Annotated in this window: 29 protein-coding genes; 12 read left to right on the forward strand and 17 right to left on the reverse strand. The window is 38.4% G+C overall.

Going from position 1 to position 26,490, the window contains the following annotated elements; all coding sequences use genetic code 11:
• Window positions 1–34: 34 nt before the first annotated feature.
• Both GGR22_RS00740 and GGR22_RS00745 read right to left on the reverse strand, forming a co-directional pair.
• Window positions 35–412: a VOC family protein gene (locus tag GGR22_RS00740; protein ID WP_182493489.1), complete on the reverse strand. Its 378-nt coding sequence runs from the start codon at window positions 410–412 to the stop codon at window positions 35–37.
• Window positions 413–570: 158 nt separating this feature from the next.
• A complete protein-coding gene (locus tag GGR22_RS00745; protein ID WP_182492182.1) occupies window positions 571–1,374 on the reverse strand; it encodes an AraC family transcriptional regulator in 804 nt (267 codons plus the stop codon).
• A gap of 192 nt (window positions 1,375–1,566) precedes the next feature.
• Here GGR22_RS00745 and GGR22_RS00750 point away from each other — a divergent pair, with 192 nt between their 5' ends.
• The 4 genes from GGR22_RS00750 to GGR22_RS00765 all read left to right on the forward strand — a co-directional run bounded on the left by GGR22_RS00750 (window position 1,567) and on the right by GGR22_RS00765 (window position 7,637).
• Entirely contained in the window at window positions 1,567–2,040 is a 474-nt protein-coding gene (locus tag GGR22_RS00750; RefSeq protein WP_182492183.1) for a MarR family winged helix-turn-helix transcriptional regulator, read from the forward strand.
• Between the two features lie 9 nt (window positions 2,041–2,049).
• Window positions 2,050–4,440: a 3-hydroxyacyl-CoA dehydrogenase/enoyl-CoA hydratase family protein gene (locus GGR22_RS00755; RefSeq protein ID WP_182492184.1), complete on the forward strand. Its 2,391-nt coding sequence runs from the start codon at window positions 2,050–2,052 to the stop codon at window positions 4,438–4,440.
• A 23-nt stretch (window positions 4,441–4,463) separates the two neighbouring features.
• On the forward strand, window positions 4,464–5,645 hold the full coding sequence (locus GGR22_RS00760; RefSeq protein WP_182492185.1) for an acetyl-CoA C-acyltransferase: 1,182 nt from the start codon (window positions 4,464–4,466) through the stop codon (window positions 5,643–5,645).
• A 186-nt stretch (window positions 5,646–5,831) separates the two neighbouring features.
• Window positions 5,832–7,637 carry an acyl-CoA dehydrogenase family protein gene (locus GGR22_RS00765; RefSeq protein ID WP_182492186.1) on the forward strand — a complete coding sequence of 602 codons (1,806 nt, stop codon included), beginning with the start codon at window positions 5,832–5,834 and terminating at the stop codon, window positions 7,635–7,637.
• An 85-nt stretch (window positions 7,638–7,722) separates the two neighbouring features.
• Here GGR22_RS00765 and GGR22_RS00770 read toward each other — a convergent pair whose 3' ends face one another.
• From GGR22_RS00770 to GGR22_RS00785, 4 genes are all read right to left on the reverse strand, one after another.
• Window positions 7,723–7,893, reverse strand: coding sequence for a lmo0937 family membrane protein (locus tag GGR22_RS00770; RefSeq protein WP_121374505.1), 171 nt, complete (start codon window positions 7,891–7,893; stop codon window positions 7,723–7,725).
• A 40-nt stretch (window positions 7,894–7,933) separates the two neighbouring features.
• Window positions 7,934–8,095, reverse strand: a complete 162-nt coding sequence (locus GGR22_RS00775; protein ID WP_121374506.1) for a lmo0937 family membrane protein — start codon at window positions 8,093–8,095, stop codon at window positions 7,934–7,936.
• 36 nt (window positions 8,096–8,131) lie between these two features.
• Window positions 8,132–8,725 carry a DUF4142 domain-containing protein gene (locus GGR22_RS00780; protein WP_182492187.1) on the reverse strand — a complete coding sequence of 198 codons (594 nt, stop codon included), beginning with the start codon at window positions 8,723–8,725 and terminating at the stop codon, window positions 8,132–8,134.
• A gap of 129 nt (window positions 8,726–8,854) precedes the next feature.
• Window positions 8,855–10,057 carry an NAD(P)/FAD-dependent oxidoreductase gene (locus GGR22_RS00785; protein WP_182492188.1) on the reverse strand — a complete coding sequence of 401 codons (1,203 nt, stop codon included), beginning with the start codon at window positions 10,055–10,057 and terminating at the stop codon, window positions 8,855–8,857.
• Window positions 10,058–10,251: 194 nt separating this feature from the next.
• Here GGR22_RS00785 and GGR22_RS00790 point away from each other — a divergent pair, with 194 nt between their 5' ends.
• Window positions 10,252–11,454, forward strand: a complete 1,203-nt coding sequence (locus GGR22_RS00790) for an LETM1-related biofilm-associated protein (protein ID WP_182492189.1) — start codon at window positions 10,252–10,254, stop codon at window positions 11,452–11,454.
• A 33-nt stretch (window positions 11,455–11,487) separates the two neighbouring features.
• On the opposite strand, the gene can is transcribed toward GGR22_RS00790, so the two are convergent.
• The 4 genes from can to GGR22_RS00810 form a co-directional block, all read right to left on the reverse strand.
• Window positions 11,488–12,123 (reverse strand): carbonate dehydratase, encoded by a 636-nt coding sequence (gene can, locus GGR22_RS00795; RefSeq protein ID WP_121374510.1) that lies wholly within the window; start codon window positions 12,121–12,123, stop codon window positions 11,488–11,490.
• Between the two features lie 34 nt (window positions 12,124–12,157).
• Window positions 12,158–13,843: a SulP family inorganic anion transporter gene (locus GGR22_RS00800; RefSeq protein WP_182492190.1), complete on the reverse strand. Its 1,686-nt coding sequence runs from the start codon at window positions 13,841–13,843 to the stop codon at window positions 12,158–12,160.
• A gap of 85 nt (window positions 13,844–13,928) precedes the next feature.
• The gene (locus GGR22_RS00805) at window positions 13,929–14,159 is read right to left on the reverse strand and encodes a hypothetical protein (RefSeq protein ID WP_170148720.1); all 231 of its coding nucleotides are present in this window, start codon (window positions 14,157–14,159) and stop codon (window positions 13,929–13,931) included.
• Window positions 14,160–14,375: 216 nt separating this feature from the next.
• Window positions 14,376–14,855 (reverse strand): Dps family protein, encoded by a 480-nt coding sequence (locus tag GGR22_RS00810; RefSeq protein WP_182492191.1) that lies wholly within the window; start codon window positions 14,853–14,855, stop codon window positions 14,376–14,378.
• Window positions 14,856–14,973: 118 nt separating this feature from the next.
• Between GGR22_RS00810 and GGR22_RS00815 the strand changes: the two genes are divergently transcribed.
• Window positions 14,974–15,921 carry a hydrogen peroxide-inducible genes activator gene (locus GGR22_RS00815; protein WP_182492192.1) on the forward strand — a complete coding sequence of 316 codons (948 nt, stop codon included), beginning with the start codon at window positions 14,974–14,976 and terminating at the stop codon, window positions 15,919–15,921.
• A 26-nt stretch (window positions 15,922–15,947) separates the two neighbouring features.
• Here GGR22_RS00815 and GGR22_RS17115 read toward each other — a convergent pair whose 3' ends face one another.
• From GGR22_RS17115 to GGR22_RS00830, 4 genes are all read right to left on the reverse strand, one after another.
• Window positions 15,948–16,145 carry a hypothetical protein gene (locus GGR22_RS17115; RefSeq protein ID WP_121374514.1) on the reverse strand — a complete coding sequence of 66 codons (198 nt, stop codon included), beginning with the start codon at window positions 16,143–16,145 and terminating at the stop codon, window positions 15,948–15,950.
• 148 nt (window positions 16,146–16,293) lie between these two features.
• Window positions 16,294–16,959: a tRNA (5-methylaminomethyl-2-thiouridine)(34)-methyltransferase MnmD gene (mnmD, locus tag GGR22_RS00820; RefSeq protein WP_182492193.1), complete on the reverse strand. Its 666-nt coding sequence runs from the start codon at window positions 16,957–16,959 to the stop codon at window positions 16,294–16,296.
• Complete coding sequence (locus GGR22_RS00825) at window positions 16,959–17,411, reverse strand: hypothetical protein (RefSeq protein ID WP_182492194.1); 453 nt, start codon at window positions 17,409–17,411, stop codon at window positions 16,959–16,961. The genes mnmD and GGR22_RS00825 overlap by 1 nt, the downstream gene beginning before the upstream one ends.
• Entirely contained in the window at window positions 17,411–18,043 is a 633-nt protein-coding gene (locus GGR22_RS00830) for a DUF4920 domain-containing protein (protein WP_246336904.1), read from the reverse strand. The genes GGR22_RS00825 and GGR22_RS00830 overlap by 1 nt, the downstream gene beginning before the upstream one ends.
• 288 nt (window positions 18,044–18,331) lie before the next feature.
• Here GGR22_RS00830 and GGR22_RS00835 point away from each other — a divergent pair, with 288 nt between their 5' ends.
• Window positions 18,332–19,399 carry a branched-chain amino acid aminotransferase gene (locus tag GGR22_RS00835; RefSeq protein WP_182492195.1) on the forward strand — a complete coding sequence of 356 codons (1,068 nt, stop codon included), beginning with the start codon at window positions 18,332–18,334 and terminating at the stop codon, window positions 19,397–19,399.
• A 227-nt stretch (window positions 19,400–19,626) separates the two neighbouring features.
• On the opposite strand, the gene GGR22_RS00840 is transcribed toward GGR22_RS00835, so the two are convergent.
• Complete coding sequence (locus GGR22_RS00840; RefSeq protein ID WP_121374518.1) at window positions 19,627–20,010, reverse strand: pyrophosphohydrolase domain-containing protein; 384 nt, start codon at window positions 20,008–20,010, stop codon at window positions 19,627–19,629.
• A gap of 80 nt (window positions 20,011–20,090) precedes the next feature.
• Here GGR22_RS00840 and GGR22_RS00845 point away from each other — a divergent pair, with 80 nt between their 5' ends.
• The gene (locus tag GGR22_RS00845) at window positions 20,091–20,279 is read left to right on the forward strand and encodes a hypothetical protein (protein ID WP_121374519.1); all 189 of its coding nucleotides are present in this window, start codon (window positions 20,091–20,093) and stop codon (window positions 20,277–20,279) included.
• A 50-nt stretch (window positions 20,280–20,329) separates the two neighbouring features.
• On the opposite strand, the gene GGR22_RS00850 is transcribed toward GGR22_RS00845, so the two are convergent.
• On the reverse strand, window positions 20,330–22,363 hold the full coding sequence (locus GGR22_RS00850) for a dipeptidyl-peptidase 3 family protein (RefSeq protein ID WP_182492196.1): 2,034 nt from the start codon (window positions 22,361–22,363) through the stop codon (window positions 20,330–20,332).
• Between the two features lie 143 nt (window positions 22,364–22,506).
• Between GGR22_RS00850 and GGR22_RS00855 the strand changes: the two genes are divergently transcribed.
• From GGR22_RS00855 to GGR22_RS00870, 4 genes are all read left to right on the forward strand, one after another.
• Window positions 22,507–23,685, forward strand: coding sequence for an SRPBCC family protein (locus GGR22_RS00855; RefSeq protein WP_182492197.1), 1,179 nt, complete (start codon window positions 22,507–22,509; stop codon window positions 23,683–23,685).
• Window positions 23,686–23,808: 123 nt separating this feature from the next.
• On the forward strand, window positions 23,809–24,351 hold the full coding sequence (locus GGR22_RS00860) for an RNA polymerase sigma factor (protein ID WP_182492198.1): 543 nt from the start codon (window positions 23,809–23,811) through the stop codon (window positions 24,349–24,351).
• Between the two features lie 30 nt (window positions 24,352–24,381).
• Complete coding sequence (locus tag GGR22_RS00865) at window positions 24,382–24,795, forward strand: hypothetical protein (protein ID WP_182492199.1); 414 nt, start codon at window positions 24,382–24,384, stop codon at window positions 24,793–24,795.
• A gap of 2 nt (window positions 24,796–24,797) precedes the next feature.
• Complete coding sequence (locus GGR22_RS00870) at window positions 24,798–25,235, forward strand: sensor of ECF-type sigma factor (protein ID WP_220477616.1); 438 nt, start codon at window positions 24,798–24,800, stop codon at window positions 25,233–25,235.
• A gap of 4 nt (window positions 25,236–25,239) precedes the next feature.
• Here the strand turns inward: GGR22_RS00870 and GGR22_RS00875 are convergent, their stop codons facing one another.
• Window positions 25,240–26,295: a sialidase family protein gene (locus tag GGR22_RS00875; protein WP_182492200.1), complete on the reverse strand. Its 1,056-nt coding sequence runs from the start codon at window positions 26,293–26,295 to the stop codon at window positions 25,240–25,242.
• Window positions 26,296–26,490: the final 195 nt, after the last annotated feature.

Genomic DNA, 26,490 nt, shown 5'->3' on the forward strand with positions numbered 1-26,490 from the left:
AAGAGTGCCTTAACATACAGGGCACTCTTTTTTATTATTCTCTTGAAGCATATTGGACAATGTCAATCCCTACTCCATTCGGGTCTTGGATGGCAAAGTGCCTGTCGCCCCAGGGCTCGTCTCTCAGGTCGATCTTGATAGTGACGCCTTTCTTTTTTAATTCTTCATATCGGCTGTCGACGTTTTCGACTTCGATGGTCAGGTACATCCCGTCGCCCAAAAAAGGCTTGTGGAATAACGGCTGCTGCGAAGGATGATTCGGCAATAGAAAGCTGATCTCTGCTTCATGGTTGGGCGTGTGCATGAGCAGGTAAAATTCATTTTCGAAGGTGACTCCAAATCCTAGGGTATCGGTATAGAATGCCTTGCTTTCGGATAGCTTATTTGTTACGATTCCTGCGTTTAGTTTCATGGGTTTTGCGGTTTTAACGGTTAGACTTTTTTGAGCATAAAAATGTGCTGATGTGCCAGCCAACAATAAAATTAATAGTGCTTTTTTCATAATGTTGCTTTTTTACATTACAAATTTCTCAAAATACGATTGGATTAGATTGTAAAAAATAGACATAATTACCTTCCGAAGGCTTTGCTCGGCGTCACGCCATAAAAGTTTTTAAAGTCTTTGATAAAATGGGATTGATCGTAATAACCTACGTCATAAAACAGCTTGTTCTCCCTAAGGCTCTGGCTGGAAGGCTTGGCTTTTAATATGTTTTGGAATCTCACGACCTGGCTGAAGGTCTTGGCATTGGTCCCGACATAAAAATCAAACAGCCTATGGAGCTGCCTCGGACTGATTCCCGTATCCAGATCATTTTTGATGTCGACCACGCCATAATTTTTAAGGATAATCTGGATGGCATCGTAGAGCCTGTTATCATAACTCAAGCTGGCTTCTTGCAAGTAGCCTATAAAAAGGGAATCTAGCACATCTGTAATGCTGCTAAAATCCATAGTCGCGTCGAACCGGCTTCTGATAAACGCGGCAACTTCAGGCAGGACCAATTCTAATTCTTGGGAACGGTTGCTCAGTTCAAAGGCTGGGACTGAAAATAATTGCGTGAACATGGTCGGCAGAAATCGTATGCCGATATAATGAAAGTTTTTATCGAGAATAAATTCGGTGTATTTTTTGCAAAAGCCCATGACAAAATTTTCTTCGGGCCTGTGCAGCTCAAAAAAGATATCAATACAGCCGTCGGCCACAACCCGATAGACGAATTCGTTTTCTAGAGGCGCATTTGTCTTTAATTGCCAATAGCAGTAAATAGTATCCTGCAATGCCAGACTTGGAGCCTTATCTTGATAGAGCACTTCAAGATTATAAGGCGTTACGGTAGGCTGCAAAGGCGTGAATAGCTCTCTTATTCTCATCTATCAATTATAAGGATTATACAAATTTAAAATTATTTTATTGCTGCTTTAGGAAATCTATAGCCTGAAACCGCATTTAGGTACCGGATAAAAAGCAACGGAAGTTATCAAAAGATAATTATTCTGTTAAAAAAACAAATTACTATGCATGCATAATATTTTATTTTGTACATTTGGAATAAGCTAATACTTATGAAAGACAAAACAATAGACTATATTTTGAGAGCGACATGGCAAGCCGTCTCACGCATGTATAATGAAGAAGCCGCCAAATACGGTGCAACTATGGCTACAGGATTCGCGTTATTGAGCCTTGACAAAGACAAAGGCTCGCCTTCGACCACGCTAGGCCCTAAAATGGGAATGGAAGCTACCAGCCTTACGAGAACATTGAAATCCATGGAAGACAAAGGATTGATTACACGCAAGAAAAATCCAGTCGATGGACGCGGCGTGCTGATACACCTTACCAAATTCGGAAAAGAAAAAAGAGAACTCTCTAAAAATACCGTACTGAAATTTAACGAGACGATCCGAGAGCACATCTCTGAAGAAAAACTGCAGCACTTTATTGAAGTGGCAGAAACCATCAACAATCTCATTGCAGACAAGCATATCTTTTCGGATATCGAAGAAGAAAAACAGATACAAACAACAAACAAATAATATAAAGGAATGAAACGACTCATTAAAAAAGTTGCTGTCATTGGTTCGGGAATCATGGGATCGGGCATTGCCTGCCATTTCGCAAATATCGGCGTAGAAGTACTGTTGCTCGATATTGTGCCTCGTGAATTGACCGAAGCAGAACAGAAAAAAGGCCTGACGCTTGAAAGCAAAGCGGTCAGAAACCGAGTAGTAAACGAACATTTGGCAAATGCGTTAAAATCAAAGCCCTCTCCTATCTACAGCCTGAAATTTGCTGACAGAATCAAGACGGGAAATACAACCGACGATTTGTCTAAAATAGCAGAAGCCGACTGGATTATTGAAGTCGTAGTCGAAAGGCTCGACATCAAAAAACAGGTTTTTGAGCAGATTGAAAAATTCAGGAAGCCGGGTACTTTAATTACTTCAAATACCTCGGGAATTCCGATTCACTTTATGAGCGAAGGAAGAAGCGAAGATTTCCAGAAACATTTCTGCGGAACGCACTTCTTTAATCCTGCTCGATATTTAAAACTCTTTGAAATCATTCCTGGGCCAAAAACTTCCACAGAGGTATTGGATTTCTTGAATGAATATGGCGAAAAGTTCTTGGGCAAGACATCGGTCATTGCAAAAGACACGCCTGCATTCATCGGAAACCGTATCGGTATCTTCGGAATCATGAGCATGTTCCACCAAGTAAAAGAATTGGGACTCACTATAGAAGAAGTCGATAAATTGACCGGACCGGTTATCGGCCGACCAAAATCGGCAACCTTCAGGACAGTAGATGTTGTTGGATTGGACACGCTGGTGCACGTAGCCAACGGATTGTATGAAGGCGTTCCGAACGACGAAGCACACGAACTGTTCAAGCTGCCAGAATTCATCAGCAAGATGATGGAAAACAAATGGTTAGGAAGCAAGACAGGCCAAGGATTCTACAAAAAAGTAGACAAAGACATCTTGTCGCTTGACCTGGATACGCTAGAATACAGAGCGCCGAAGAAAGCTTCTTTCGCAACATTGGAGCTCACAAAGACCATAGACAAGCCGATTGATCGTTTCAAGGTTTTGGTTAAAGGAACGGACAAAGCGGGAGAATTTTACAGAAAAAACTTTTCTGGTATGTTTTCGTATGTTGCCAACAGGGTACCAGAAATCACCGAAGATTTTTATAAGATAGACGATGCCATGAAAGCGGGCTTCGGATGGGAAAACGGACCGTTTGAAATCTGGGATGCGATTGGTGTTGAAAAAGGAATCGAATTGATGAAAGCCGAAGGCTATGAGCCAGCCGTTTGGGTTACTGAAATGCTGGCATCTGGCAACAAATCTTTCTACACTATAAAAGACGGGGCTACTTATTTTTATGACAGGGCTTCGAAATCACAGAAAAAAGTACCGGGACAGGATGCGTTTATCATCCTCAACAACATACGCGAAAGCAAAAAAGTATGGAGCAACAGCGGCGCCGTAATCCATGATTTGGGCGATGGAATCTTAAATCTGGAGTTCCAATCAAAAATGAATACGATTGGAGGCGATGTGCTGCAAGGCATCAACAAAGCCATCGATTTAGCTGAAAAAGAATACTCCGGTTTGGTTATTGGAAACCAAGGCGCTAATTTTTCTGTCGGCGCGAACATCGGAATGATTTTCATGATGGCCGTCGAGCAGGAATATGACGAGCTTAATATGGCCATCAAGCTGTTCCAAGACACGATGATGCGCGTGCGCTACTCGGGAATTCCTGTGGTAGTCGCTCCGCACGGAATGACCCTAGGCGGTGGCTGCGAAATGAGCATGCATGCCGACAAAGTAGTTGCAGCAGCAGAAACGTATATCGGTTTGGTGGAATTCGGCGTTGGCGTTATCCCTGGTGGTGGTGGTTCGAAAGAAATGGCACTCAGAGCATCTGACTTGTTCCGCAAAAACGACGTGGAGCTAAACGTATTGCAGGAATATTTCTTGACGGTGGCGATGGCAAAAGTATCGACTTCTGCTTACGAAGCGTACGACTTGGGCATCTTGCAGCATGGAAAAGACGTCGTAGTCGTCAACAGAGACCGTCAGATTGCAGAAGCTAAAAAACACGCTTTGCTTTTGGCAGAAGCCGGATATACGCAGCCTGTGAGAAGAAAAGACGTTAAAGTCTTAGGCAAACAAGCCTTGGGAATGTTTCTGGTAGGAACCGACAGCATGGAGGCCGGACACTACATTTCCGAGCACGATAAGAAAATCGCAAACAAGTTGGCCTATGTAATGGCGGGCGGCGATTTATCGGAACCAACCTTGGTCACAGAGCAATATTTACTGGACATTGAAAGAGAAGCCTTTTTGTCATTATGTACAGAAAGAAAAACATTGGAGAGAATCCAGTTCATGCTGACTAAAGGGAAACCATTGAGAAACTAATCGAGACATTAAAGAAACTAGAAATGAAAACAGCATATATAGTAAAAGCATACCGCACAGCCGTCGGAAAAGCCCCAAAAGGAGTCTTCCGCTTCAAGCGTCCTGACGAGCTGGCCGCAGAAACCATCCAGTACATGATGAATGAGCTGCCTGATTTCGACAAAAAACGAATCGACGATGTCATGGTCGGAAACGCCATGCCAGAAGCCGAGCAAGGACTAAACGTAGCGCGTTTGATTTCCTTAATGGGACTAAAAATAGACGACGTTCCGGGAGTGACCGTAAACCGTTACTGCGCTTCGGGATTGGAAACTATCGGAATGGCGACTGCAAAAATCCAGTCGGGAATGGCCGATTGCATTATTGCTGGTGGTGCCGAAAGCATGAGCTTTATTCCGATGGGAGGCTACAAGCCGACTCCAGATTATGCCGTAGCCAAAGAAGGGCACGAAGATTACTACTGGGGAATGGGACTGACAGCTGAAGCAGTTGCTAAGCAATTCAAGGTCTCTCGTGAAGATCAAGATTTGTTCGGTTACAATTCGCACCAAAAAGCATTGAAAGCACAGGCTGAAGGCAAATTTGACAAGCAGATCGTTCCTATCACCATCGACCAGATTTTTGTTGACGAAAACGGAAAGAAAGCCACCAAATCATATACGGTGACCAAAGACGAAGGCCCAAGAGCAGACACCTCATTGGAAGCCTTAGGAAAGCTAAAGCCTGTTTTTGCTGCTGACGGAAGTGTTACGGCAGGAACCTCATCACAAATGAGCGACGGTGCCGCATTCGTAATGGTCATGTCGGAAGAATTGGTAAAAGAGTTAAACCTGGAGCCAATAGCAAGACTGGTAAGCTATGCCGCAGCGGGAGTCGAGCCAAGAATCATGGGAATCGGTCCCGTAAAAGCCATTCCAAAAGCATTAAAACAAGCCGGAATGTCGCTAAACGATATCGAATTAATCGAATTAAACGAAGCTTTTGCATCACAGTCATTGGCCGTTATCCGTGAATTGGACATCAATCCCGATATCGTAAACGTAAATGGAGGCGCAATTGCATTAGGACACCCGCTAGGGTGTACAGGAGCCAAGCTTTCCGTACAGCTATTTGACGAGATGAAACGCCGAGGCAACAAATACGGTATCGTAACTATGTGTGTAGGTACTGGACAAGGAGCTGCTGGGATTTACGAAATACTATAAATAGTTGAAAGTGGATAGTGGATAGTGGATATGAGACATCATTTTAAAAAATTTAGAATTTAGGAGATTATATGGATTTTCAAAATTCTTTGCAATCCTCTTCTCTATAAACTATCCTCTATCAACTATAAACTATGCTCTATTCTCTATTATCTTAAAAAACTCTAACAAAAAACAGAAAAAACAATGGCAGATACAATCGAAAAAGACGTTACCCGTGGCGGGCAGTTTTTGGTAAAAGAAACAAAAAGTGAAGACATTTTTACTCCGGAAGATTTTTCGGAGGAACAGTTGATGATGAAGCAGACGGTAAAAGAATTCGTAGATAAAGAAATCTGGCCGAACAAAAATCGCTTCGAGAATAAGGATTATGCCTTTACAGAAGAATGCATGCGCAAAGCTGGAGAACTAGGGCTTCTTGGCGTTGCTGTTCCTGAAGAATATGGCGGTTTAGGAATGGGATTCGTTTCTACCATGCTGGTTTGCGACTATATTTCGGGCGCTACAGGATCATTTTCTACGGCATTTGGGGCGCATACCGGAATCGGAACCATGCCGATTACTTTATACGGAACGGAAGAACAAAAGAAAAAATACGTACCAAAATTAGCTTCTGGCGAATGGTTTGGCTCGTATTGCCTGACCGAACCTGGTGCGGGATCGGACGCCAATTCTGGAAAAACCAAAGCAGTTTTGTCTGAAGACGGAACGCATTATAAAATCACGGGTCAAAAAATGTGGATTTCTAATGCGGGATTCTGCAGTCTTTTCATCGTATTTGCTAGAATCGGCGACGATAAAAACATCACCGGATTCATTGTAGAAAACGATCCGAATAACGGAATTTCAATGAACGAGGAAGAACATAAATTAGGCATCCGTGCCTCCTCTACCCGTCAGGTTTTCTTTAACGAGACAAAAGTTCCTGTAGAGAACATGCTTTCAGAAAGAGGAAACGGTTTTAAGATTGCCATGAATGCTTTGAATGTGGGCCGTATCAAATTAGGCGCTGCCTGTCTTGATGCCCAAAGGAGAGTGACTTCGGGAGCTGTAAAATATGCGAACGAAAGAATCCAATTCAATACGCCAATTGCAAACTTTGGGGCTATTCGCTCTAAACTAGCAGAAATGGCTACTTCTTGCTATGCGGGAGAAAGCGCTTCCTATCGTGCTGGAAAATCCATTGAAGACCGAATTAATGCTCGTGTTGCCGAAGGCGTTTCTCATCAAGAAGCAGAATTGAAAGGAGTTGAGGAATTCGCTATCGAATGTTCTATCTTGAAAGTGGCTATTTCTGAAGACGTACAAAATTGCTCAGACGAAGGAATACAGATTCTTGGAGGAATGGGATTCTCTGAAGACACACCAATGGAAAGTGCCTGGAGAGATGCGAGAATCGCAAGAATCTATGAAGGAACGAATGAAATCAACAGAATGCTTTCTGTCGGAATGCTTGTCAAAAAGGCAATGAAAGGCCATGTCGATTTGTTAGGTCCTGCTATGAAAGTGGCTGAAGAATTGATGGGAATTCCGGATTTCAATACGCCTGACTATTCTGAGTTATTCGCTGAAGAAAAGGAACTGATAGCCAAATTGAAAAAAGCATTTTTGATGGTAGCCGGAAGCGCCGTACAAAAATACGGTCCGGATTTAGACGCGCACCAGCAATTGCTGATGGCTGCGTCCGATATCTTGATTGAGATCTATATGGCCGAATCTACCATCTTAAGAACCGAAAAGCTAGCAAAATCAAAAGGTGCCGAAAATGTAAAAGAACAGATTGCTATGGCGCAATTGTACTTATACAAAGCTGTAGATATCGTAAATGCTAAAGGAAAAGAAGGTATCGCTTCTTTTGCAGAAGGCGACGAGCAACGAATGATGTTGATGGGATTAAGACGTTTCACGAAATACACCAATCTCCCAAATGTGGTTGCTTTGCGTGAAACTATTGCTTCAAAGTTAATTGAAGAAAACCAATATTGTTTTTAGTTAAGTTTAAATAGTTGGTCAATGAAAAAGCCGCCGCAATATATTGCGGCGGCTTTTGTTTTTGCTTTTGGCGGGATTAAATTTCTTATAAAGGCTTTCTCCCTTGAATAATTCTAAGCAAGATAATAATGACTGCGATCACTAATAAAATGTGGATCAAGCCGCTGGTAGCAATTCCTGTTCCTAGCACTCCGAAGAATCCTAATGCCCAGATAATTACCAAAATAACTGCAATTGTATAAAGCAAATTTCCCATAATGTTTTGTTTTTTATTGGTTAGACTATTTGTTTATAAATTATTCTAAAGGCTTTCTTCCTTGTATTACTCTTAAAAGTACGACAATTATTGCAATTACAAGCAAAATATGAATAAGATTGCTAGTAACCATTCCTCCTAAAAAGCCTATGGCCCAGATAATTATCAGGATTACGGCGATTGTATAAAGTAGATTTCCCATGGTATATGAATTTGATTGATAACGATTTTATAAGGCTTATTTTTTAACAGTGGTGGATTGCAACTGCTGGATGGCATCATGATGGCCTTTTAAAGCAATTACTTTTCCTTCAAGATAGGCTTTGATTTCTACATCTTGTGTTTTCTGTCCATCTTGCGTAAAATCTTCTATAGCTTCGTGATGGTCTTTATAAATACGGTCAAGGTATTCTTTGTCGAAGTTTTTGGCATCGGCCTTGTTGAGACGGTCATATTCTTTTTGTCCGTCTTCTGTAATTGCGGAAGGAATAGATATCTGTTTTCCTTTGGCCAACGTCGCTAATTCATTAAAGGAATCGTTATGATGTTTCTCCATCATCTTTCCTAAATCTTTTACGGCTGTCGAAACTCCTTTGGCTTGGGCTAATTTCCCGAGCTCTCTCTGCTGCAAGTCGAATTCAGCGGCATCGACAAGGATTTCGGCATCTTCTTCGGCTTTTTTGGTATCGTCAAACTTGGCTTCGTTTTCTTCTTCTGCAACTTCTTTAGGGTCTTCTGTTTTGGGTTCGTTTTTACAGGATGTCATTCCAAAACTTAGTGCCAAAACAGCCAGGCTTAGTATTGCTTTTCCAAAAATTGCGGGCTTTTTCATAAGATATAGATTTTAGCTGGTTCATAAATAATTTTCAGTTTATCTAAATTACCTAATAAAAAATCCATCCTACTTATACAATTAGTCTTTTATGTTATACGATTTTGCTGACACGAATTTTAGTATAAATCAGAGTCTATCAAAGGAAAAAATTGAGGCATCCTTGTTCTTCTTGCCAAGAATTAAGTCGGTAATAATTTCTGCTGCAATTAAGCTGAAAGTAATTCCGTTTCCTCCAAAACCTAAAGCAAAATAACTGTTCGGAAGCTTGTCATACGTGCCTATAAAAGGAAGTCCGTCTTTTGTAGAACCAAAAGTTCCCGTCCAACTGAACTCAGGCTTAAAATGCAAATGAGGAAAAAGAGTATTGACATCCTTGGTCAACTGCTTGGTTTTTTTGTTGATAAGCTTATTTCTCTTATCAGGATCGTGAAAATCTTCATCCCTGCCTCCTACCAAAACCCTTCCGTCTGGTGTTGTCCTTATGTACAGATACGGATCAGCTGTATTCCAAATCAATACCTCGTCCTTCCAAAATTTCTTTTCGTTATATTGTTCGCTAACGACGGCATAGGTAGATTTTAGATCGACTATCTTTTTATCGATAAACTCCACAATCTCATAGCCTGTGGCATAAATTACTTTTTTTGCTTTTATCGTAAAACCCGTTTCGGTCTTCAGCACAGCTCCGTCTTTTTTTGTCTTAATATCGACAATAGGACTTCTGTCATAAATATTAAGCTCCTTCCCTGTTTTAAACTGTAATAAGCGATGCGTTAGCGCATAGGCATTGGTCTGTGCGCCATGATTCGAAAGAATTGCCAACGGAGCTTTGAATCCGTATTGGCTATAAATCTGTTTTTCGTTGAGCAGTTTTACATCAAATCCGGCTTGTTTTCTAGCTTCAAATTCTTTTTCCAGCATCGGAATATCTTTTTTATAAGCAACATAATAAAGGCTTTTCTTTCTTTCAAATTCTTCCGCCTTGACTTTTTTTGCAATCTTTTCCAATTCATCAATGGCATAATCACAAAGCTGATAGGCTCTTTCTGCAGGTTCCTTTCCAATCATTTCAATCAATTTATGCAGCGGCGTGTCAATTTCATACTGAAGCAGCGAGGTACTGGCTGATGTACTGCCTAACCCGATAGTCCGGGCATCAATCATCGTGCATTGTATTCCGGCATTGAGAAGGTAATAACGAACTAATGCTCCCGAAATGCCAGCACCAATGATGACCACATCGGTTTCTATGTCTTTGTCCAGTTTTGGAAAAGTAAACGGCAGGCCGTCTTTGATCAGCCAAAAAGGCATTCCTGATTTTAGGTTCATGGAGATTATTTTAGGATTATGTCTATTAAAAATAAGTATAAAGCGTCAAAAGTCAGTTTCAATTGTGACTAATTTAAGTTTTGTTCAACACACTTTCTAAGGATTTTAATGTCAACCGACAGCGTAAAAGGCAGCCTTTAAATATTTTTTGTCTTCTTAATAAAAAACATAGCTTTGCATCAGAAATTCAAACCATGATCAACCCATCGGCACACGGCTGGATAGACAAGTTTTTTGCAGAACAGAAACATCTGCAGCTTCCTGTCGTGGGCTATCCTCTGGAGTTTTATAAAAATACAAGAGCGACCGGTTTTATCTACGGCCATGTGGTTTCTTTCGATACGCCGATGCCAATTGATACTAAAGGATGGATTTCTGAAGAATACTCTAAAGTAGCGCTCTTGAATACGCTTTATGGCGTTTACGGTTTGGTCTCTCACGAATCCAATTCAAAAGACTTTATCACAAGAGCTATCTCTTTTTACAAAGAAATGCATCCTAAAGGGTTTACGCTTTTGGATAAAATGCTTCCGGAAAGTCTGCCGTCGCACAATCTTGAAAAGATTATTGCCGAACGAGTTCAAACTAACGAAGACATCATCAGCAAGAACTTTTCGCATATCTTGACGAATGCTTTGTTGTTTATGGATGTATTGGCTTTTCAGCAGTATCTGATGAATAATGCTATTCCTGAGAATTACTTAAAAAAGCTGGAAGAAACTATTGTCAGCATTATCTCTTTGGCTTTGAAGACTAAGCTTAAGAAGTCACAGTATGACGATTTGCTAATCAAGCTTTTTGAAGCTTCTGTCCGTTATACGAAATTTTCAAAAGTGAATGTCCAAGACCTTGAAGCTTTGGAATTAATTTTTTTCACCCAGCAACTAGAAAAGCTGTATCTGATAGACATGGCTGGAATGGCACTCTGGAATGATATGGAAATGGAGAGCAACGAAGCTTACTTTCTTTACGAGCTCGCAAAAACTATGAATGTTCCTGATAATTTTGTCACCGAAAGTATTGTCTCGACTGACAATTTTATCAATAAGTATAAAAAGCAAATTCCGTATTTTAATTATTCGAATCCTGTCAAGCATTTTTACGATCAGGCCACCCAGAATGTAAAACTACTGATTACGCGAAATAAGTCGCGATTGGCAAAAGAATTGGCTAACAACGGCGATCTGATGCTTTTACTTACACATTCCACACACCGCAGCTTAGATGCAAAAGAGAAGAAAAAAGTAAAAAAACAGCTTTTGGAAATCTGCAAGACGATTCCATCGCTGACAATCTTTTTATTGCCTGGAGGAACTTTACTACTGCCGATACTTATAAAATTTATCCCGCAATTATTGCCTTCCACTTTCAACGAAAATCTGGAATCCGAAGAATAAAAAAAGCCTCTTGAATCAAGAGGCTTTTTTTATTTAGAATTTTAGCTGGTAGACGCTGTCTAAGTCTTCATTACCGCAAAGGTTTACTTCTAGATCTTTTACGATACCTGAACTCAACCCGTATACCCAACCATGGAGGCATAATTCCTGTCCGTTTTTCCAAGCACCTTGTACAATTGAAGTTTTAGCCAAGTCATACACTTGTTCTTTCACGTTCAATTCTACAAAAGAATCAAAACGTTCTTTTTCATCCAAAATTGAATCCAAATAGTGGTGGTGATGTCTGTAAACGTCTTTAATGTGGCGAATCCAGTTGTCAATCAAACCAATCGAATCGTTGCCCATAGCTGCTTTTACGCCGCCACATCCGTAGTGTCCGCACACAATAACGTGTTTCACTTTCAAAACGTTTACGGCATAATCCAAAACACTAAGCATGTTCATGTCAGAATGCACGACCATGTTGGCAATATTTCTGTGAACAAAAACTTCGCCAGGCTGTGCTCCAATTACTTCGTTGGCAGGAACACGGCTGTCTGAACATCCGATCCATAATAATGGTGGCGACTGTCCTTCTGCTAATTTTTCGAAATATTTTGGATCTTGGCTAATTTTAGATTCAACCCATTTTTTGTTACCGTCTAATATCTTTTTATAAAAATCGCTCATTGTTTTTAGTATTATAATTTTAAAATTACGTCGGTTATACCGACTCTTTATTGTTTCTTTCGTTTTCGACTAATGCAATACATCTGTCATAATCGGCTTTGGCTTGTTTTCTTAGTCTTGCTTCTTCGTAATTTTCGAAGAAGACATGATTGGATTTATCGTCAATATCATCCAATTCATATGCTCTTTTAAAGCCTTTTAGTTTTACCTTGATATTTTCTTCAGCGGCTTTGATGGTTGCAAATTCTTGAATCAAGTCTAATACGTCGTGGGCAATATATACCGTATCCGAAGCATTGATTACGACTTTAGAATTTTCTGGTATTTCAGCTAAGGTTGTCTTGATGGCAGCCTTGTTCAAGAAAGAAACTTCTTGTGCCAAATCAATTCGGATCACGTCGCCATCTTCAAATTTCTCTTTTCTAAAGCGGTAGGCTCTTTTTAAATTTCCTCTCAAAATAAAGATGATGCTGATGATGATTCCTAGGGCAACTCCTTTAAGCAAATCTGTGAAAACTACTGCCAATAAGGTAGCAATGAAAGGAACAAATTGGTATTTCCCTTTGTGCCAGAAATGCATGATAACTGACGGCTTAGCTAGCTTATAACCTACCATCAATAATACAGCTGCCAATGTAGCCAATGGAATTTTATTCAGAAGGAATGGAATTGACAAGACACTTATCAACAACAAAAGACCGTGGATGATTGCAGACATTTTTGATTTTGCGCCCGCATTCGCATTCGCAGATGATCTTACCACAACAGAAGTCATAGGCAATCCTCCTATAAGCGAACTAAGCATATTTCCGATTCCTTGCGCTTTTAACTCAACATTGGTATCTGTATAGCGCTTTTGTGTATCCATCCTGTCTGAGGCTTCAATACATAAGAGCGTCTCAATAGAAGCTACTATAGCAATCGTTGCTCCCACAACCCATACTTGCGGGTTCGTGAATCCGGCAAAATCAGGCAAAACGATAATGTTTTTGAAATCATCTAAGGATTGAGGTACCGGCAATGAAACTAAATGGTCTTTAGAAATAGCCAAAGAGCTTCCGGAAGCTGTAAAGATTTCGTTTAGTGCTACACCGACAATAACTGCTACCAAAGCGCCAGGAACTAATTTTAATTTCTTCAGAAAACCTACCCTATCCCATGAAATCAGGATAATCAACGAGATAACTGTGATTAAGATTGCGCCTAATTGCAGATGATCAAGTGAACTCATTAAAGATTCAAAGGCATTTCCTCCACCTTTCTCCGTAAAAGCTTCATCTCCTTCAAAATCACTGTCGTATCCTACAGCATGAGGAATTTGTTTTAATATAATGATGACTCCGATACCAGCAAGCATTCCCTCAATTACATTCGTCGGAAAATAATTAGATATGCTTCCTGCTTTGATAAATCCTAGAATCAACTGAAGCAATCCAGCGATTAGTCCGGCTGTCAGGAATATATTAAAGGCTCCCAAATCTGTAATAGCAGTCAAAACAATTGCAGTCAGGCCGGCTGCAGGTCCGGAAACGCTGATGTGAGAGCGGCTCAAGGAGCCCACTACTACACCACCTACGATTCCAGCAATAATACCTGATAATGGCGGTGCACCAGACGCTAAGGCGATACCCAAACATAATGGAAGCGCCACCAAGAAAACCACTAAACCAGAAGCAAAGTCTGATTTAAGGTTAGCAAAAAGATTGATTTTTTTTGTCATACCTAAAAAAATTTAATACAAGAATTTAGATCACATTAAAGAAATGCAACCGTAGATTTTGAAGTATTCAAAATCTTAAATTGTATTAAACCTGTTCAGGCGGTGGAGAAAAAATGCTTGAAGCCGCATTATCGTGCTTCAAAGTGTGTTGTGAAATGATAAGACTTGATGAACTTTCTGTATAGTTTGAGAAAGTGATATAGTCTGTCGCTTTTAAAGCAGCTTTTAATTCTTTACAGCAGTTGTGGTTGTGCTGTTCTTCTTCAGACATGCTGTAAACCATAGACGTATCGATGTCTTCCTTTATCAGACTCACAACCGTGGGTGTGACGATAAAAGTCATAAACATTAATAAAACTAATTTTACTGCCAATTTCATAAGCGCGAAAATAGAAATTTCAATCGTTATTTTAAAACATCCTAAATTAATTTAATCAAATTTTAACAACAGAAAAAAATGCAACAGCTACTCTATCATAATTGTTGCATTTTTCATAAAAAACACGGAATTAATTTCCGAAATTCTAACCGACTATATTTTCTCTTCAAGCCAAGCTTTCATCATCCAGATTGTTTTTTCCTGTTCTTTGATAAAGTCGCTCATCATCGAGTTTGTTCCTTCGTCATTTGCTTCTGCAGATTTTGTCAGAAGATCTCTTTCTATTTTTAGCAGATCCGATAAGGATGTTACGATCAAATGTACCGCTTCTTCATCTACAGAAATATTTTTCCCTACTTTTAATTTGTTGTTTTTAACGTAATCTTCGAACGTGTGTAACGGCTTTCCGCCTATGGTCAAAACTCTTTCAGCAATCAAATCAATTTTGAGCTGGGCATCGTTATACAATTCTTCAAATTTCACATGGAGATCAAAAAAACGCTTTCCTCTAATATTCCAATGTATTCCTCTTAAATTTTGATAATATACTTGAAAGCTTGAAAGCAGTATGTTTAGATCATTTGAAATTTCTTCGGTTTCTTTAACTGGCAATCCTAAAATATTAGTTTTCATTGTTGGTTGATTTTATAATTTTTAAAAATTCTCTATCATAAAATTACAAAAAAATAGCCTATTTAAATCATAAATAAATCTTATAGTTTTTATATTTGCATCATAAATTATTATAGTAATGACAATCACACAATTATATTATGTCTTGGCAGTCGCCGAGAATAAAAACTTCACCCTAGCAGCCGAAAAATGTTTTGTAACACAGCCAACGCTGAGTATGCAGATCCAAAAACTGGAAGATGAGCTAGGTATTTTGATATTCGACCGAAGCAAAAAACCAATCCAGCTGACAGAAATTGGACAGAAGATTGTGACTCAAGCGAAAAATATCGTCAATGAATCAGACCGTATACAGGATATTGTAGACCAGCAAAAAGGATTTATCGGCGGCGAATTCAAATTAGGAATCATTCCGACGATAATGCCTACGCTCTTGCCGATGTTCTTGAATAATTTTATAAAAAAATACCCGAAAATCAAGCTGATAATCGAGGAACACAATACGGAAGAAATAATCACACGTCTAAAAAATGGACATCTGGATGCGGCAATAGCAGCAACTCCGTTGGAAGATGAAAAGATAAAAGAGATTGTTTTGTATTATGAGCCTTTCGTCGCTTATTTCCCAGAAAACCATCACAGTTTTCAGAAAGAAGAAATAGAAGTAGATGATATTGACGTGGATACTTTATTATTATTGCAAGACGGACATTGTTTCCGCGACGGCATCTTGAATTTGTGTAAAAACGTCAATAACTCTGAAGCTTCACCTTTCCAGATTGAAAGCGGAAGCTTTGAGACGCTTATCAAACTAGCTGATGAAGGATTAGGAACGACGCTTCTTCCTTACCTACATACTTTAGACCTAAAAGATAAAGACAAATTAAAGCTTCGTCATTTTAAGGAACCAAAGCCTGCCAGAGAAGTAAGCCTTATATTTCCGAAAAGCGAACTGAAAATACACATTATTGATGCGCTGCGTCAAGTCATTGCGGGCGTGGTCAAAGGTGCTATCGTCTTTCAGAATGTACAGATAATAAGTCCGCTGTCAAAGAAAACACAATAAAAAAGGAGCCGATTGGCTCCTTTTCTTTATCTGTTAACGATTAATAAACATTCTTTTAATTCTGGTTTTTCGACTGTGTAGCTTAAAAGCCATTCCGTTAGTTGCTCAATTTCATAAGGAAGCAATGATCGTATTGCTTTTTCAAGCTCTTTGCAAAACAACAAAGGATCGAAACTCACTCTTTCAAGAATAGATTTCGTATAAGCAAACATAGGTCTTGTCATAGTGAAAATTTAATTTGGAGGTTACTATTGTTGTAAGAACGTTTGTAAATTTACAGAAATTAAATACTGCATTTCCATAAAAAAACGTTAATTGATATAAAGTATTGTATTAATTAACATTTTTGTTTCCGATTTGCAAAACTGGAATCTAACTTAACTTTCTAGCTCTCAGCATTTCTCTCTTTCCAGGAGGGCCTGCTAATTTTTCTACTGCAAAACCAGCTTCGACCATCGCTTTTTTTATAGAACTGCGACAGGCATACGTAACCAAGATTCCTTCACTTTTTAACCCCTTGAACATGATTTGGAAAATTTCCAGGCTCCACAGTTCAGGCTGGACTCTATACCCAAAAGCATCAAAATAGATTAGGTCGTATTTATTTTCATCTGCAATCTCTTGAAACTTTATGTTTTGCTTTTCTAATAAAAAATTAGGAGCTAGAAATACTTTTTCGTTCCATTCTGACTGATGCATTTTCAGAAAAACGGCTTTATCCTTTTCTGCATCGAGTTCAGAGACATAATTCATCTTTGAAGCATCTTCTTCTGAAACAGGATAGGCTTCAATTCCGGTATATTCTATTTTCTGTTCAAGATCTTTAGCTTCCAGATACGTGATGAACGCATTGAGTCCGGTTCCGAAACCAATCTCCAAAATAGAAACGGACTGACCTTGAAATAAGGAAAGTCCGTTTTTTATGAATACATGTTTTGCTTCTTGTATTGCCCCAAACTTTGAATGATACGTCTCATTCCACTCAGGGAGCAAAATCGACGTCGAGCCATCCGATGTCTGGATAATTTCTCTTTTCATTATTCAATAAATAACTTTTTAATTCTTGGAATCGGCCCGCTGCATTTTACTTCATGGCAGGTAACACAGGCAGAAACTGCTTTATTGAAATGTGCTTTTGCATTTTTAGGATCTTCATAGATTAGTTCTTGAGCCTTGATAAAAACGGCAGCCTGTTCTTTGAAAAAGGCATCATTTTCAGTTTCATCGGTCATTGCTCTTTTGTGGATTTCTAAAAAATGTGAAGGAAACTTGCCTATTGTATCGCCATTTTTGATACGCTCTTTCAGACGCTGGTTGTCGACATACATCTGTTCCATAAGTGCTGCCATTTCTGACATCTCATACATTTCGAACTCTTTTGCATCTGTTTTTGCAGGAGCATCTTTTTTAGCGACAGGCTTTATTTCTTCCTTCTTATTACAGCTAGAAAGCACAATGATTCCAAAGAAAATTAAAAGGTAATTCTTCATTATTTGCTGATTAAAACCCCATCGGCTTGGAAAGCATACGTAATTTTTGGCTCTGTGATTTTATCAATTTCTGCTTGAGATTTTCCTCCGTCTTTAGCATAGTGCTTCAATTCGGCAACAGAAACTTCGTCAACGAAAGCTCTTCCGCTAACAACCGCCTCTTGGCTATCTGCGTTCAATGGAACGAAAAATCCATAATCTTTAAAACGCACGAAAGATTCCGCTTGATTAGGCAATTCCATTTTCATCCAGCATCCTTTTTTCTTGCAGACAGAGTTGATTTTTGACTTGAACTTTACTGCAATCGTATCTCCTTTTTTCATGGATTTGTATTTTTGAAGCATCTGCTCTTTGGTCAATGCTTTATCTGCCGCAATCTTATCTCCAAAAGAAGCATACTCTACTTTGACTTCTTTGGCAGGAACGACTTCAATTTCTTTTTCAGGGTTAGTGTTTTTTTCAAGATCAGCAACCTGCTCAGTTTCAACTGAAGCTACAGCGACTGAATCGGTTTTAGGAATGCTATCTGTAGGAGTCTCCATTGTTTCCTCTACTTTTTCTGTTTCATTTTTTTTGTCAGCACAGCTTGCCAAAACCATTAGTGAGCAAGCCAAAACGAATATATTCTTCATGTAGGTATAGATTTTAATTTCTGCTACAAAAATAGCGATTTCACTATAACATGAACCCTCATAATTAATAAATTTTAGGTTTTATTGCTAATTATATAAGATTTTAAGCCGTAAACAATTAATTTTAGAAAAGTGGCAATTCTGAGGAAGATAATTCCTTTTTTACGCCAAAACTTTCCAAATTTTATTAATTTAGCAACATTAAGATTTATTGAAAATTAGCATCAAACAAAAACCATTCAATATTTTGATTTTCAATATTTTACAACCTAAACTAACCTCAACCAAATGAATCTAAGCACCAATAACGAAATCGATATAGTTAGAGCTTCATCTACAAAAATTAATGATATTGATTTTGACAATCTTGTCTTTGGAAACATCTTTACAGACCATATGCTGATTTGTGATTTCAAGGACGGAAAATGGCAAAAACCGACCATCAAGCCTTATGAGCCTTTTCTTCTTGATCCTTCTGCAAAAGTCTTCCATTACGGACAGGCCATATTTGAAGGTATGAAGGCTTATAAAGACAATAATGATGATGTCTGGCTTTTTAGGCCAGATGAAAATTTTGATCGTTTCAACAAATCCGCCAAAAGAATGGCAATGCCAGAAGTTCCTGAAGAGGTATTTTTAGGCGGACTGCATGAAATCTTGAAAATCGAAAAAGACTGGGTTAAAAAAGGAAAAGGAAATACCTTATACATACGTCCTTTTATGATTGCAACCGGAACTGGCGTTGTTGCTGCTCCTTCTTCGCAATATCGTTTTATGATTATCCTTTCGCCTGCAAAAGCATACTATTCTGGCGAAGTGAAGGTAATTATTGCAGAACATTATAGCCGTGCCGCAAATGGCGGAATTGGCGCTGCAAAAGCAGCAGGAAACTATTCTGCTCAATTTTATCCGACGAAACTGGCAAATGAGCAAGGTTTCCAGCAAATTATCTGGACCGATGATGCCACGCATACCAAGCTGGAAGAAGCAGGAACAATGAACGTTTTCTTTAGAATTAATGATACTTTATTTACGGCTCCGACAAGCGAAAGGATTTTGGACGGTGTCACTCGAAAAAGCATCATAGCGCTGGCAGAAAAAGAAGGAATCGACATACAAGTTCGTTCTGTTTTGGTTTGGGAACTTGTAGAGGCTGCAAAAAACGGAACTTTAAAAGAAATTTTTGGTGCCGGAACTGCAGCAGTAATCAATCCTATTGTTGGTTTCTCTTATAAAGATGAATATTTTGAGCTTCCAAAACTAGAAGATTCGGTTGCTCTGAAATTGAAAGACAAATTGACCAATATCCAATATAAATTGGAAGAAGATACTTTTGGCTGGACCGTTAAGATTTAGAAACTTTTAAAAATATAAGAATATGCTGTATCCATTTATTACCATCGGGCTTTTAATTGCGTTTGTTGCTTATCTTTTATATTTAGCTTTTGTAAAGAAAAATTTAAAACAGAATTTAAGCACAGTCGTTTATCCTGGATTGTTTTTTATTTCAGTTTGGGCGGGCTTATATTTCCTAGTTTTTGTATAATTCATAAAAAAATCCCGAAAGTGTTTTCGGGATTTTTTTATTTCAATATTAGGGAAAAATCAGGCTTGAAGTAATTCGGACCTTTCATCACTTTTCCGTCTTCGCGGTAGATTGGTTTTCCGTCTTCTCCTAATTTGCTCATGTTGCTGCGCTGTATTTCGTCAAAAACTTCTTCAATTTTATGCTGTAATCCGTGTTCGATTATCGTACCGCACAAGATATAAAGCATATCGCCTAAAGCATCGGCTATTTCAACCTTATCGTCATTCTGTACTGCTTCAAGATATTCCTCGTTTTCTTCTTTCATCAAATTGTAACGTAGCATGTTTTTGCTTTCGCCTAAATCTCCTTTGGGAGTTTCGCTGACTCCAAGCCCAAATGCTTGGTGAAATTCCTTTACTGCGTTGAGTTGTTTCTGCATAATCTTCAAAAATTAAATGGTACTGCAAAATACTGACTTTTGAGTACAAATAACTACTTTTGCATAAAAACTTATACACTATGTTTACTCAAGGTCAATGGACTTTTGCCGGTTTCTTTGTTGTCGCTTTTATAGTGGCAATGATTTACGCCTACCGAAAAGATCTGAAGCTGCACAAGATATTTTACAAAAAAAGCTATTTGGTTTTATTAGGCTTTTTAGCTTTCATCGGATTATTATTTGTCATAAAAGTTTATCTCAAGCATTAAAAAAAAACGCCTCGATTTCTCGGGGCGTTTCTTTTTAAACTTCTATTTTTTTAGTTTTCTTCAGGAAGCAAACCATACGTTTTAGAATAGTAAAGCATCTGTTCTGCAAAAGTTTTTGGCTGTTGGATTTCAAAAGAAGTGATTTCTCCTTTGTCATCCATCTTAGGAACTAAAACAGGATTTACGAATCCGCTATATGGAGCCGATTTGAATTTCTTGTTTCGATCCAAAACTTCTTTGTGTAATTTCTGGTCAACTTTTACGCCATAATTTTCTACCAATGCTTTTCCAGCAGCAAAATCTCCTTCTGATTTAATTCGCTGAGTTTCTTTCAAAAGCTGTCCGAACAATTCATGAAGTTTTTCATAATTCGTAATATTGAAATAGGTTTTTCCGTCACGGGTAATTTTTTCGATTACATTGTCTTTTTTGCCTTTTTCAAAAACCCAAGCACTCACCCACTGACGGTTTCTCATGTGCGCTTCTTCGATATCAGCTCCCGGCTCTAAACGAATCAATTGAGTCATTAATCCATTACGGATGTAACCATCATAAGCTGCCGTTCCGACTTTTTTCCAATCGTCAACCAAACCTAATTCTTGTAGTTTTGGATTGTATAGATAAAACAAACCAACTAAGTCAGCTCTTCCTTCTTCTAAAGTCGAAGCATAACTTTTCAATGTTTCTTTAGGTGTTCCAACACCAGGGTTGATTTGGCCAGAAGCATGTCCGACAACTTCATGCAAAGCCGTATGCAGCTTATCTGCCACTTCTCCATATTTCTCTTCCAATTCGATTTCTTCTTTATCATTTGCAAATTCTTTCAAACGATCAGAACCACCAGCATGGTTATACGAATCTACTATATTTCCTAATGAAACCGATTTTGAGCCATGTTCAGCACGAATCCAATCTGCATTTGGAAGATTGACTCCAATCGGAGTACTAGGCGAAGAATCACCCGATTCACCAGCCACGACAACAACTTTATAAGAAACTCCTACAACATTTTTCTTTTTATGAGCCGGCATAAGCGTCGAATTGTCTTCAAACCACTGGGCATTTTTAGAAATTACTTCCATCTTTTTAGACATGTCGAAGTCTTTGATCTGCACGACAGATTCGTAAGAACCTCTATAGCCTAGCGGGTCATTGTACACTTCTACGAAGCCATTGATATAATCGATGTTTCCTTCTGTAGCTTCTGTCCAAGCGATGTTGTAATCATCCCAAGTTTTTAAATCACCCGTTTTGTAATATTTGATCAGTAATGCAATAGCATCGCCTTGTTTTTTATTTTCCGCAACTCCTTGCGCTTTTTCTAACCAATAGATAATCTTATCGATTGCTGGTCCGTACATACCGCCGCTTTTCCATACTTTTTCTTCAATCTGTCCGTTGGCATTGCGAACCAATTTAGAGTTTAAACCAAAAGAATATGGTCTTTTAGCATCAGGGCTTTTTTTAGTTTTGTAAAAAGCTTCTGCTTCCTTATCAGTGATTCCTTTATCATAAAAATTGACAGCCGAACCCGCAAGCAATCCTTTTGATTCGTCAAGATTTACTTTTTTGGCATCTTGATCGTTAAACAAAATTTCTACGACTTCTGGAGCCAGTGTGGTTTTAGTTTCTGAAAGCAATTTTTGGAAATAGTCTTTTGTAAAATCAGGCTTGATTTTATCGCTTGAATAATGGTGGTGGATTCCGTTAGAAAACCAAACTCTTTTTAAATAGATTTCGAAATTTTTCCAATCTTCAGAAGCCTTATCACCTTTGTAGTTTTGGTAGATATTTTCTAGCGCTTTTCTGATTTTTAGATTGTGCTTGTAGTTTTGGTCCCAGTGAATATCGCGGCCAGCCATACCTGCTTGCGTCAGGTAATACACTAATTTTTGTTCTTTCAGGGTAAGATTTTCCCAACCCGGAACTTGATAACGCAATACTTTTATATCTGCAAACTGCTCGACTTCGTACTGAAAATCCTCTGTGTTTGCTGCGACTTCTTTCGACTCTTCTTTTTCTTTTCCGCAAGAAACAAGAAATGCCGATGCAAGAAATATCCCTGCAATGGTTTTTAATTTCATATTCTAAATTTTGGTTATTTACTATTAAAAAAACAAATATAACGATTTCTTCATGGAACTAAATGCAAGGCTTCGGATCAATTGATTGCAAACAATTTTTCTTACTTTTGCATAAAGGAAAAACGCCTAAAAATAAATTTTTTATGAGAATACTGAAATACATATTGCTGTTACTGCTTCTTGCTATAATCGGACTGACTGTTTATGTGGCAACACAGCCTGGAGAATTCGAAACAGAGCGAAGCAGAGTTATCAAAGCACAAAAGTCAGTTGTTTTCAGCTATGTCAACGATTATAAAAATTGGGAAGATTTCGGAGCATGGAAAGATGACGATCCGAACATGCAGTTTACCTATTCAGATACTACGATTGGAAAAGGAGCTTCCTATTCTTGGAAAGGCAGTTCTGGCGAGGGAAAAACAGAAACAATATTTGAAAAAGAAAATGATAGCATCGCCCAGAAAGTAATTTTTTCTGGCAATGAGGGCAAAGCTTACTTGACTTTTAAGGATACTGTCGGAGGCACAAAAGTGACATGGCATTCCAAAGGAAAACTAAGTTTTATGGCAAAAGCTTATGCAGTCTTAAAAGGCGGCAGTGCAAAAATGGTCGGCGACATGCAGGAACGAACTTTAGCCAAACTAGACAAGGTCATTTCATACGAAATCAATACGTATTCTATAAAAGTAGACGGCGTTGTCCAAAAGACAGGAGGCTATTACTTCCAGCAAAAAATAACTTGCAAAATTCCAGAAGTCCAAAAAAATGTAAGTCTTGTGCTGCCAAGCATGTTGCGATTTTTTAAAGAAAATAATATCACGCTGACTGGAAGTCCTTTTGTATTATATGACACTTATGACGTTCCTGATAACAAAGCAAGCTTTTCTGTATGCCTGCCGATGCGTGATGAGATTTTTACTGCCGAAGGAAGCGATTACACTAGCGGAAAACTAGAGCCTTTCCAAGCTTTAAAAACAACATTGAATGGTGATTATTCACACAGCAAAGAAGCTTGGGATAAAGCTTTTGCTCATATCAAGAAGAACAATTTGACGGAAAATAAATCAGGAAGCTATATTGAAGTATATTCAGTTTCTGCATCGCAAGTCAAAAACCCTTCAAAATGGGTTACCGAAATTTACGTACCGGTAGGAAGCTCAGCTCCTGCAGAAGCTACAACAGTTCCTGCTCCTACAAGCGAGGCTACTACTTCTCCTGTGACTAAAACTCCAGCAACGACAAATACAAATACTCCAAAGGCGAAAACTCCAGCACAACCAGCTGCCAAACCAGCAGTTCGAGAAGCTAAAGTCATCGAATAATTTATACCATTTTTATACAAAGCCCAGCATTGTCTGGGCTTTTCTTTTTAGCAAAAGTGAGCTAATGCATATTGTGATTAAACCTTTTCGCTTATCTTTAGTCTTATCAATAAAAAATTGCTTTTGCTCGACGAACAGACTTTCATAAAAGATCTTTTGAATCCAAAAACGCAGAATAAAGCGTTTCAGTTGCTGTTGTCTACTTATCAAAAACCGCTGTACAATCACATCCGAAACATTGTTCTGAATCATGATGATGCCAATGACGTATTGCAGAACACTTTCGTAAAGGTTTTTCAGCATCTGGCGAATTTTAAAGGAGAAAGCAAATTATTCTCCTGGCTTTATCGGATAGCGACGAACGAGGCAATAACGTTTCTGAATGCTAAAGCCAAGCGCAATGGAATGACTAGCGAGAATTTTCAGCAAAAGCAGATAGAAAGCTTAAAGGCCGATTCTTATTTTGAAGGTGATGAGATTCAACTGAAGCTTCAAAAAGCAATCGCAATCTTGCCCGAAAAGCAGCAATTGGTTTTCAAGATGCGGTATTTCGAGGAACTAAAGTATGAAGAACTGTCGGAAATACTGGGAACTTCGGTTGGCGCGTTAAAAGCTTCGTACCATCATGCCGTGAAGAAAATCGAAGAATATATGCTTAAAAATTAAACCTTTTTAGATTTATAAAGTCAAAAGAACATGAACTCATTTAATTTAGAAAACTCGCCAAAAATAAAGTCCGGATTCAAGATGCCCGACGGATATTTCGAGAATTTCTCGGAACAGATGCTTGCGAAAATCGCTCAGGAGGAAAAACCTGTAATTTCAATTTTCCAAAGAAGGAAAAATTGGTTTGTGGCTGTCGCAGCGGTTTTAATTTTAGGAATCTCAATTCCTTTCTTGAACAAGACCGACACAGGCAACACATCAGTTGATGAGGAAACTATGGAAAATTATCTGGCTTATCAATCCACTATCAGTCAATATGACTTGATCAATCTGCTGGACAACGAAGATATCGAAGCGTTGGAATCTGACTTAAAGGTTGATGATGCTGTAGTCGAGAGTGCCTTGTCTGACAATACTAATTTAGAAAACTACTTAACCGAATAATTATGAAAAATCTATTTACGCTTATTTTGCTTGCTTTTGCCTTATCCGCTTCTGCGCAAGGTAACGATAAAAGAGAGCAGATCAAGGCCTTAAAAACAGCCTTTATAACTACCGAATTGTCTTTGACTTCTGATGAAGCTGCAAAATTCTGGCCTGTTTACAATGCTTTCGATGAAAAACAATTTGAATTAAAGCATCAGAAAATGCGAGCTCTAGGTAAAAAAATCGAAGGAATTGATTCCATGTCTGATAAAGAAGCATTAGTTGTAATCAATCAGATGGAAGATTATGAAGAAGAACTATTCCAAAATAGAAGAAAGCTTGTCAGCAGTCTGAAATCGATTATAAGCCCTGTAAAAATCTTGAAATTAAAAAAGGCAGAAGATGATTTCAACAGAAAATTATTAAGACAATACAAAGAAAAAGGCCCGAGAAAATAGGGCCTTATTTTTTAAATTGAATCTTGATGATTTTGTTTTTTCCAGCAGCAATCGCAGTATGGTTATCAATAAAGCGGATCGTGTAAAGATCTTTGTCTTTAGAAAATTGCTTCCAGGTGGATCCGTTGTCTGAAGAATAATACAATCCCGAATGCCCAACCGCCACGATTTGCTTTCCTCCCGATTCCGGAACAAACTGAACACAGGAAGCATAGCCAAAACCTGTGTTTTCTCCAATGAGTGTCCAAGTTTTTCCTCCGTTTATAGTTAGTGCTTTGTTTTTGAAATTCAATTCCGGCTTTTCATAATTACCTCCTACGGCAAATCCTATATTCTCGTCATAAAAATCGGCTGAAAAAATCCCAGTCATAGCTTCGCCTTGGACAATCGGAGTATTGAAAACCTCCCAAGAATCCCCCTTATCAGAAGTATAAAAAATTCTAGCTTTTTTCCCTCCCGAAACAATCCAAGCAATATTATTCTTTACGACTAAATTAGTATTGCTTGCTGCAAAAGCCGCTTCGCCTGAAACAATTTTAGGAAGCTTATTGCAGGGTATCTTATGCCATGTATTTCCAGAATCTCTCGTGATAATTACCGAAAAGCAACTATCTGTAGGATCCCCTATCGCGATACCGTCTTTATCATTCCAAAACTGCATGGAATCGAAGAACGTTTTTTCGTTATCGTCTTTATAAACAAGTTTTGTTCCGGAACCGTCTTTCGCTACTTTATAAAGCAATCCTGGAGTACCCACGCTCATCATAAAAATGGAACCGCTGTTTTTGGCAATGCTCCTAAATTCTGGATTGATGCTGTCTTTTGAAATCGTTTCTTGAAATTTTTCTTTAGTTGCAATATCGCAATACCCATACCTTCCTTTATCGGCAGCATACCAAATCTTGCTATTGTCAGCAATAATCGCTCTAATACTGATCGTATCCAGCAAGAGAGTATCTATAGTTACGCTTGAAAAATAATCACTTTTCTCTGATTTTATTTCATGCTTACATTCTGAAAATAGTAGCGGTAGCAATAAAACATATAGTATGTTTTTCATGGTATTTTTGGTTATTAGGTTGCAAAGAAACAAAAGAATAAACAGCTTTTTTAGAAATTATTATTGACAATCAGCCAACTGCAAAAAAAACCGATAAAATACAAATTATGATTATTATGCATAAAAATAAACGCTATAATATTTCCAAACATCCAAATCAATATAAAAAATAATTAAGGAAATGTCTAAACTTTT

Origin of the sequence: Flavobacterium gossypii, from assembly GCF_014138495.1 — a bacterium.
GTDB classification, from domain to species: domain Bacteria; phylum Bacteroidota; class Bacteroidia; order Flavobacteriales; family Flavobacteriaceae; genus Flavobacterium; species Flavobacterium endophyticum.

What these genes read in the sequence shown, in the direction of transcription:
- GGR22_RS00840 (WP_121374518.1), bottom strand. Translation starts at nt 20,010, where the DNA reads ATGCAGAAACAACTCAACGCAGTAAAGGAATTTCACCAAGCATTTGGG.
- GGR22_RS00830 (WP_246336904.1), bottom strand. Translation starts at nt 18,043, where the DNA reads ATGAAGAATATATTCGTTTTGGCTTGCTCACTAATGGTTTTGGCAAGC.
- GGR22_RS00790 (WP_182492189.1), top strand. Translation starts at nt 10,252, where the DNA reads ATGATCAACCCATCGGCACACGGCTGGATAGACAAGTTTTTTGCAGAA.
- GGR22_RS00850 (WP_182492196.1), bottom strand. Translation starts at nt 22,363, where the DNA reads ATGAAATTAAAAACCATTGCAGGGATATTTCTTGCATCGGCATTTCTT.
- GGR22_RS00740 (WP_182493489.1), bottom strand. Translation starts at nt 412, where the DNA reads ATGAAACTAAACGCAGGAATCGTAACAAATAAGCTATCCGAAAGCAAG.
- GGR22_RS00760 (WP_182492185.1), top strand. Translation starts at nt 4,464, where the DNA reads ATGAAAACAGCATATATAGTAAAAGCATACCGCACAGCCGTCGGAAAA.
- GGR22_RS00855 (WP_182492197.1), top strand. Translation starts at nt 22,507, where the DNA reads ATGAGAATACTGAAATACATATTGCTGTTACTGCTTCTTGCTATAATC.
- GGR22_RS00815 (WP_182492192.1), top strand. Translation starts at nt 14,974, where the DNA reads ATGACAATCACACAATTATATTATGTCTTGGCAGTCGCCGAGAATAAA.
- GGR22_RS00865 (WP_182492199.1), top strand. Translation starts at nt 24,382, where the DNA reads ATGAACTCATTTAATTTAGAAAACTCGCCAAAAATAAAGTCCGGATTC.
- GGR22_RS00780 (WP_182492187.1), bottom strand. Translation starts at nt 8,725, where the DNA reads ATGAAAAAGCCCGCAATTTTTGGAAAAGCAATACTAAGCCTGGCTGTT.
- GGR22_RS00800 (WP_182492190.1), bottom strand. Translation starts at nt 13,843, where the DNA reads ATGACAAAAAAAATCAATCTTTTTGCTAACCTTAAATCAGACTTTGCT.
- GGR22_RS00755 (WP_182492184.1), top strand. Translation starts at nt 2,050, where the DNA reads ATGAAACGACTCATTAAAAAAGTTGCTGTCATTGGTTCGGGAATCATG.
- GGR22_RS00785 (WP_182492188.1), bottom strand. Translation starts at nt 10,057, where the DNA reads ATGAACCTAAAATCAGGAATGCCTTTTTGGCTGATCAAAGACGGCCTG.
- GGR22_RS00770 (WP_121374505.1), bottom strand. Translation starts at nt 7,893, where the DNA reads ATGGGAAATTTGCTTTATACAATTGCAGTTATTTTGGTAATTATCTGG.
- can (WP_121374510.1), bottom strand. Translation starts at nt 12,123, where the DNA reads ATGAGCGATTTTTATAAAAAGATATTAGACGGTAACAAAAAATGGGTT.
- GGR22_RS00870 (WP_220477616.1), top strand. Translation starts at nt 24,798, where the DNA reads ATGAAAAATCTATTTACGCTTATTTTGCTTGCTTTTGCCTTATCCGCT.
- GGR22_RS00835 (WP_182492195.1), top strand. Translation starts at nt 18,332, where the DNA reads ATGAATCTAAGCACCAATAACGAAATCGATATAGTTAGAGCTTCATCT.
- mnmD (WP_182492193.1), bottom strand. Translation starts at nt 16,959, where the DNA reads ATGAAAAGAGAAATTATCCAGACATCGGATGGCTCGACGTCGATTTTG.
- GGR22_RS17115 (WP_121374514.1), bottom strand. Translation starts at nt 16,145, where the DNA reads ATGACAAGACCTATGTTTGCTTATACGAAATCTATTCTTGAAAGAGTG.
- GGR22_RS00750 (WP_182492183.1), top strand. Translation starts at nt 1,567, where the DNA reads ATGAAAGACAAAACAATAGACTATATTTTGAGAGCGACATGGCAAGCC.
- GGR22_RS00875 (WP_182492200.1), bottom strand. Translation starts at nt 26,295, where the DNA reads ATGAAAAACATACTATATGTTTTATTGCTACCGCTACTATTTTCAGAA.
- GGR22_RS00825 (WP_182492194.1), bottom strand. Translation starts at nt 17,411, where the DNA reads ATGAAGAATTACCTTTTAATTTTCTTTGGAATCATTGTGCTTTCTAGC.
- GGR22_RS00745 (WP_182492182.1), bottom strand. Translation starts at nt 1,374, where the DNA reads ATGAGAATAAGAGAGCTATTCACGCCTTTGCAGCCTACCGTAACGCCT.
- GGR22_RS00845 (WP_121374519.1), top strand. Translation starts at nt 20,091, where the DNA reads ATGTTTACTCAAGGTCAATGGACTTTTGCCGGTTTCTTTGTTGTCGCT.
- GGR22_RS00810 (WP_182492191.1), bottom strand. Translation starts at nt 14,855, where the DNA reads ATGAAAACTAATATTTTAGGATTGCCAGTTAAAGAAACCGAAGAAATT.
- GGR22_RS00775 (WP_121374506.1), bottom strand. Translation starts at nt 8,095, where the DNA reads ATGGGAAATCTACTTTATACAATCGCCGTAATCCTGATAATTATCTGG.
- GGR22_RS00765 (WP_182492186.1), top strand. Translation starts at nt 5,832, where the DNA reads ATGGCAGATACAATCGAAAAAGACGTTACCCGTGGCGGGCAGTTTTTG.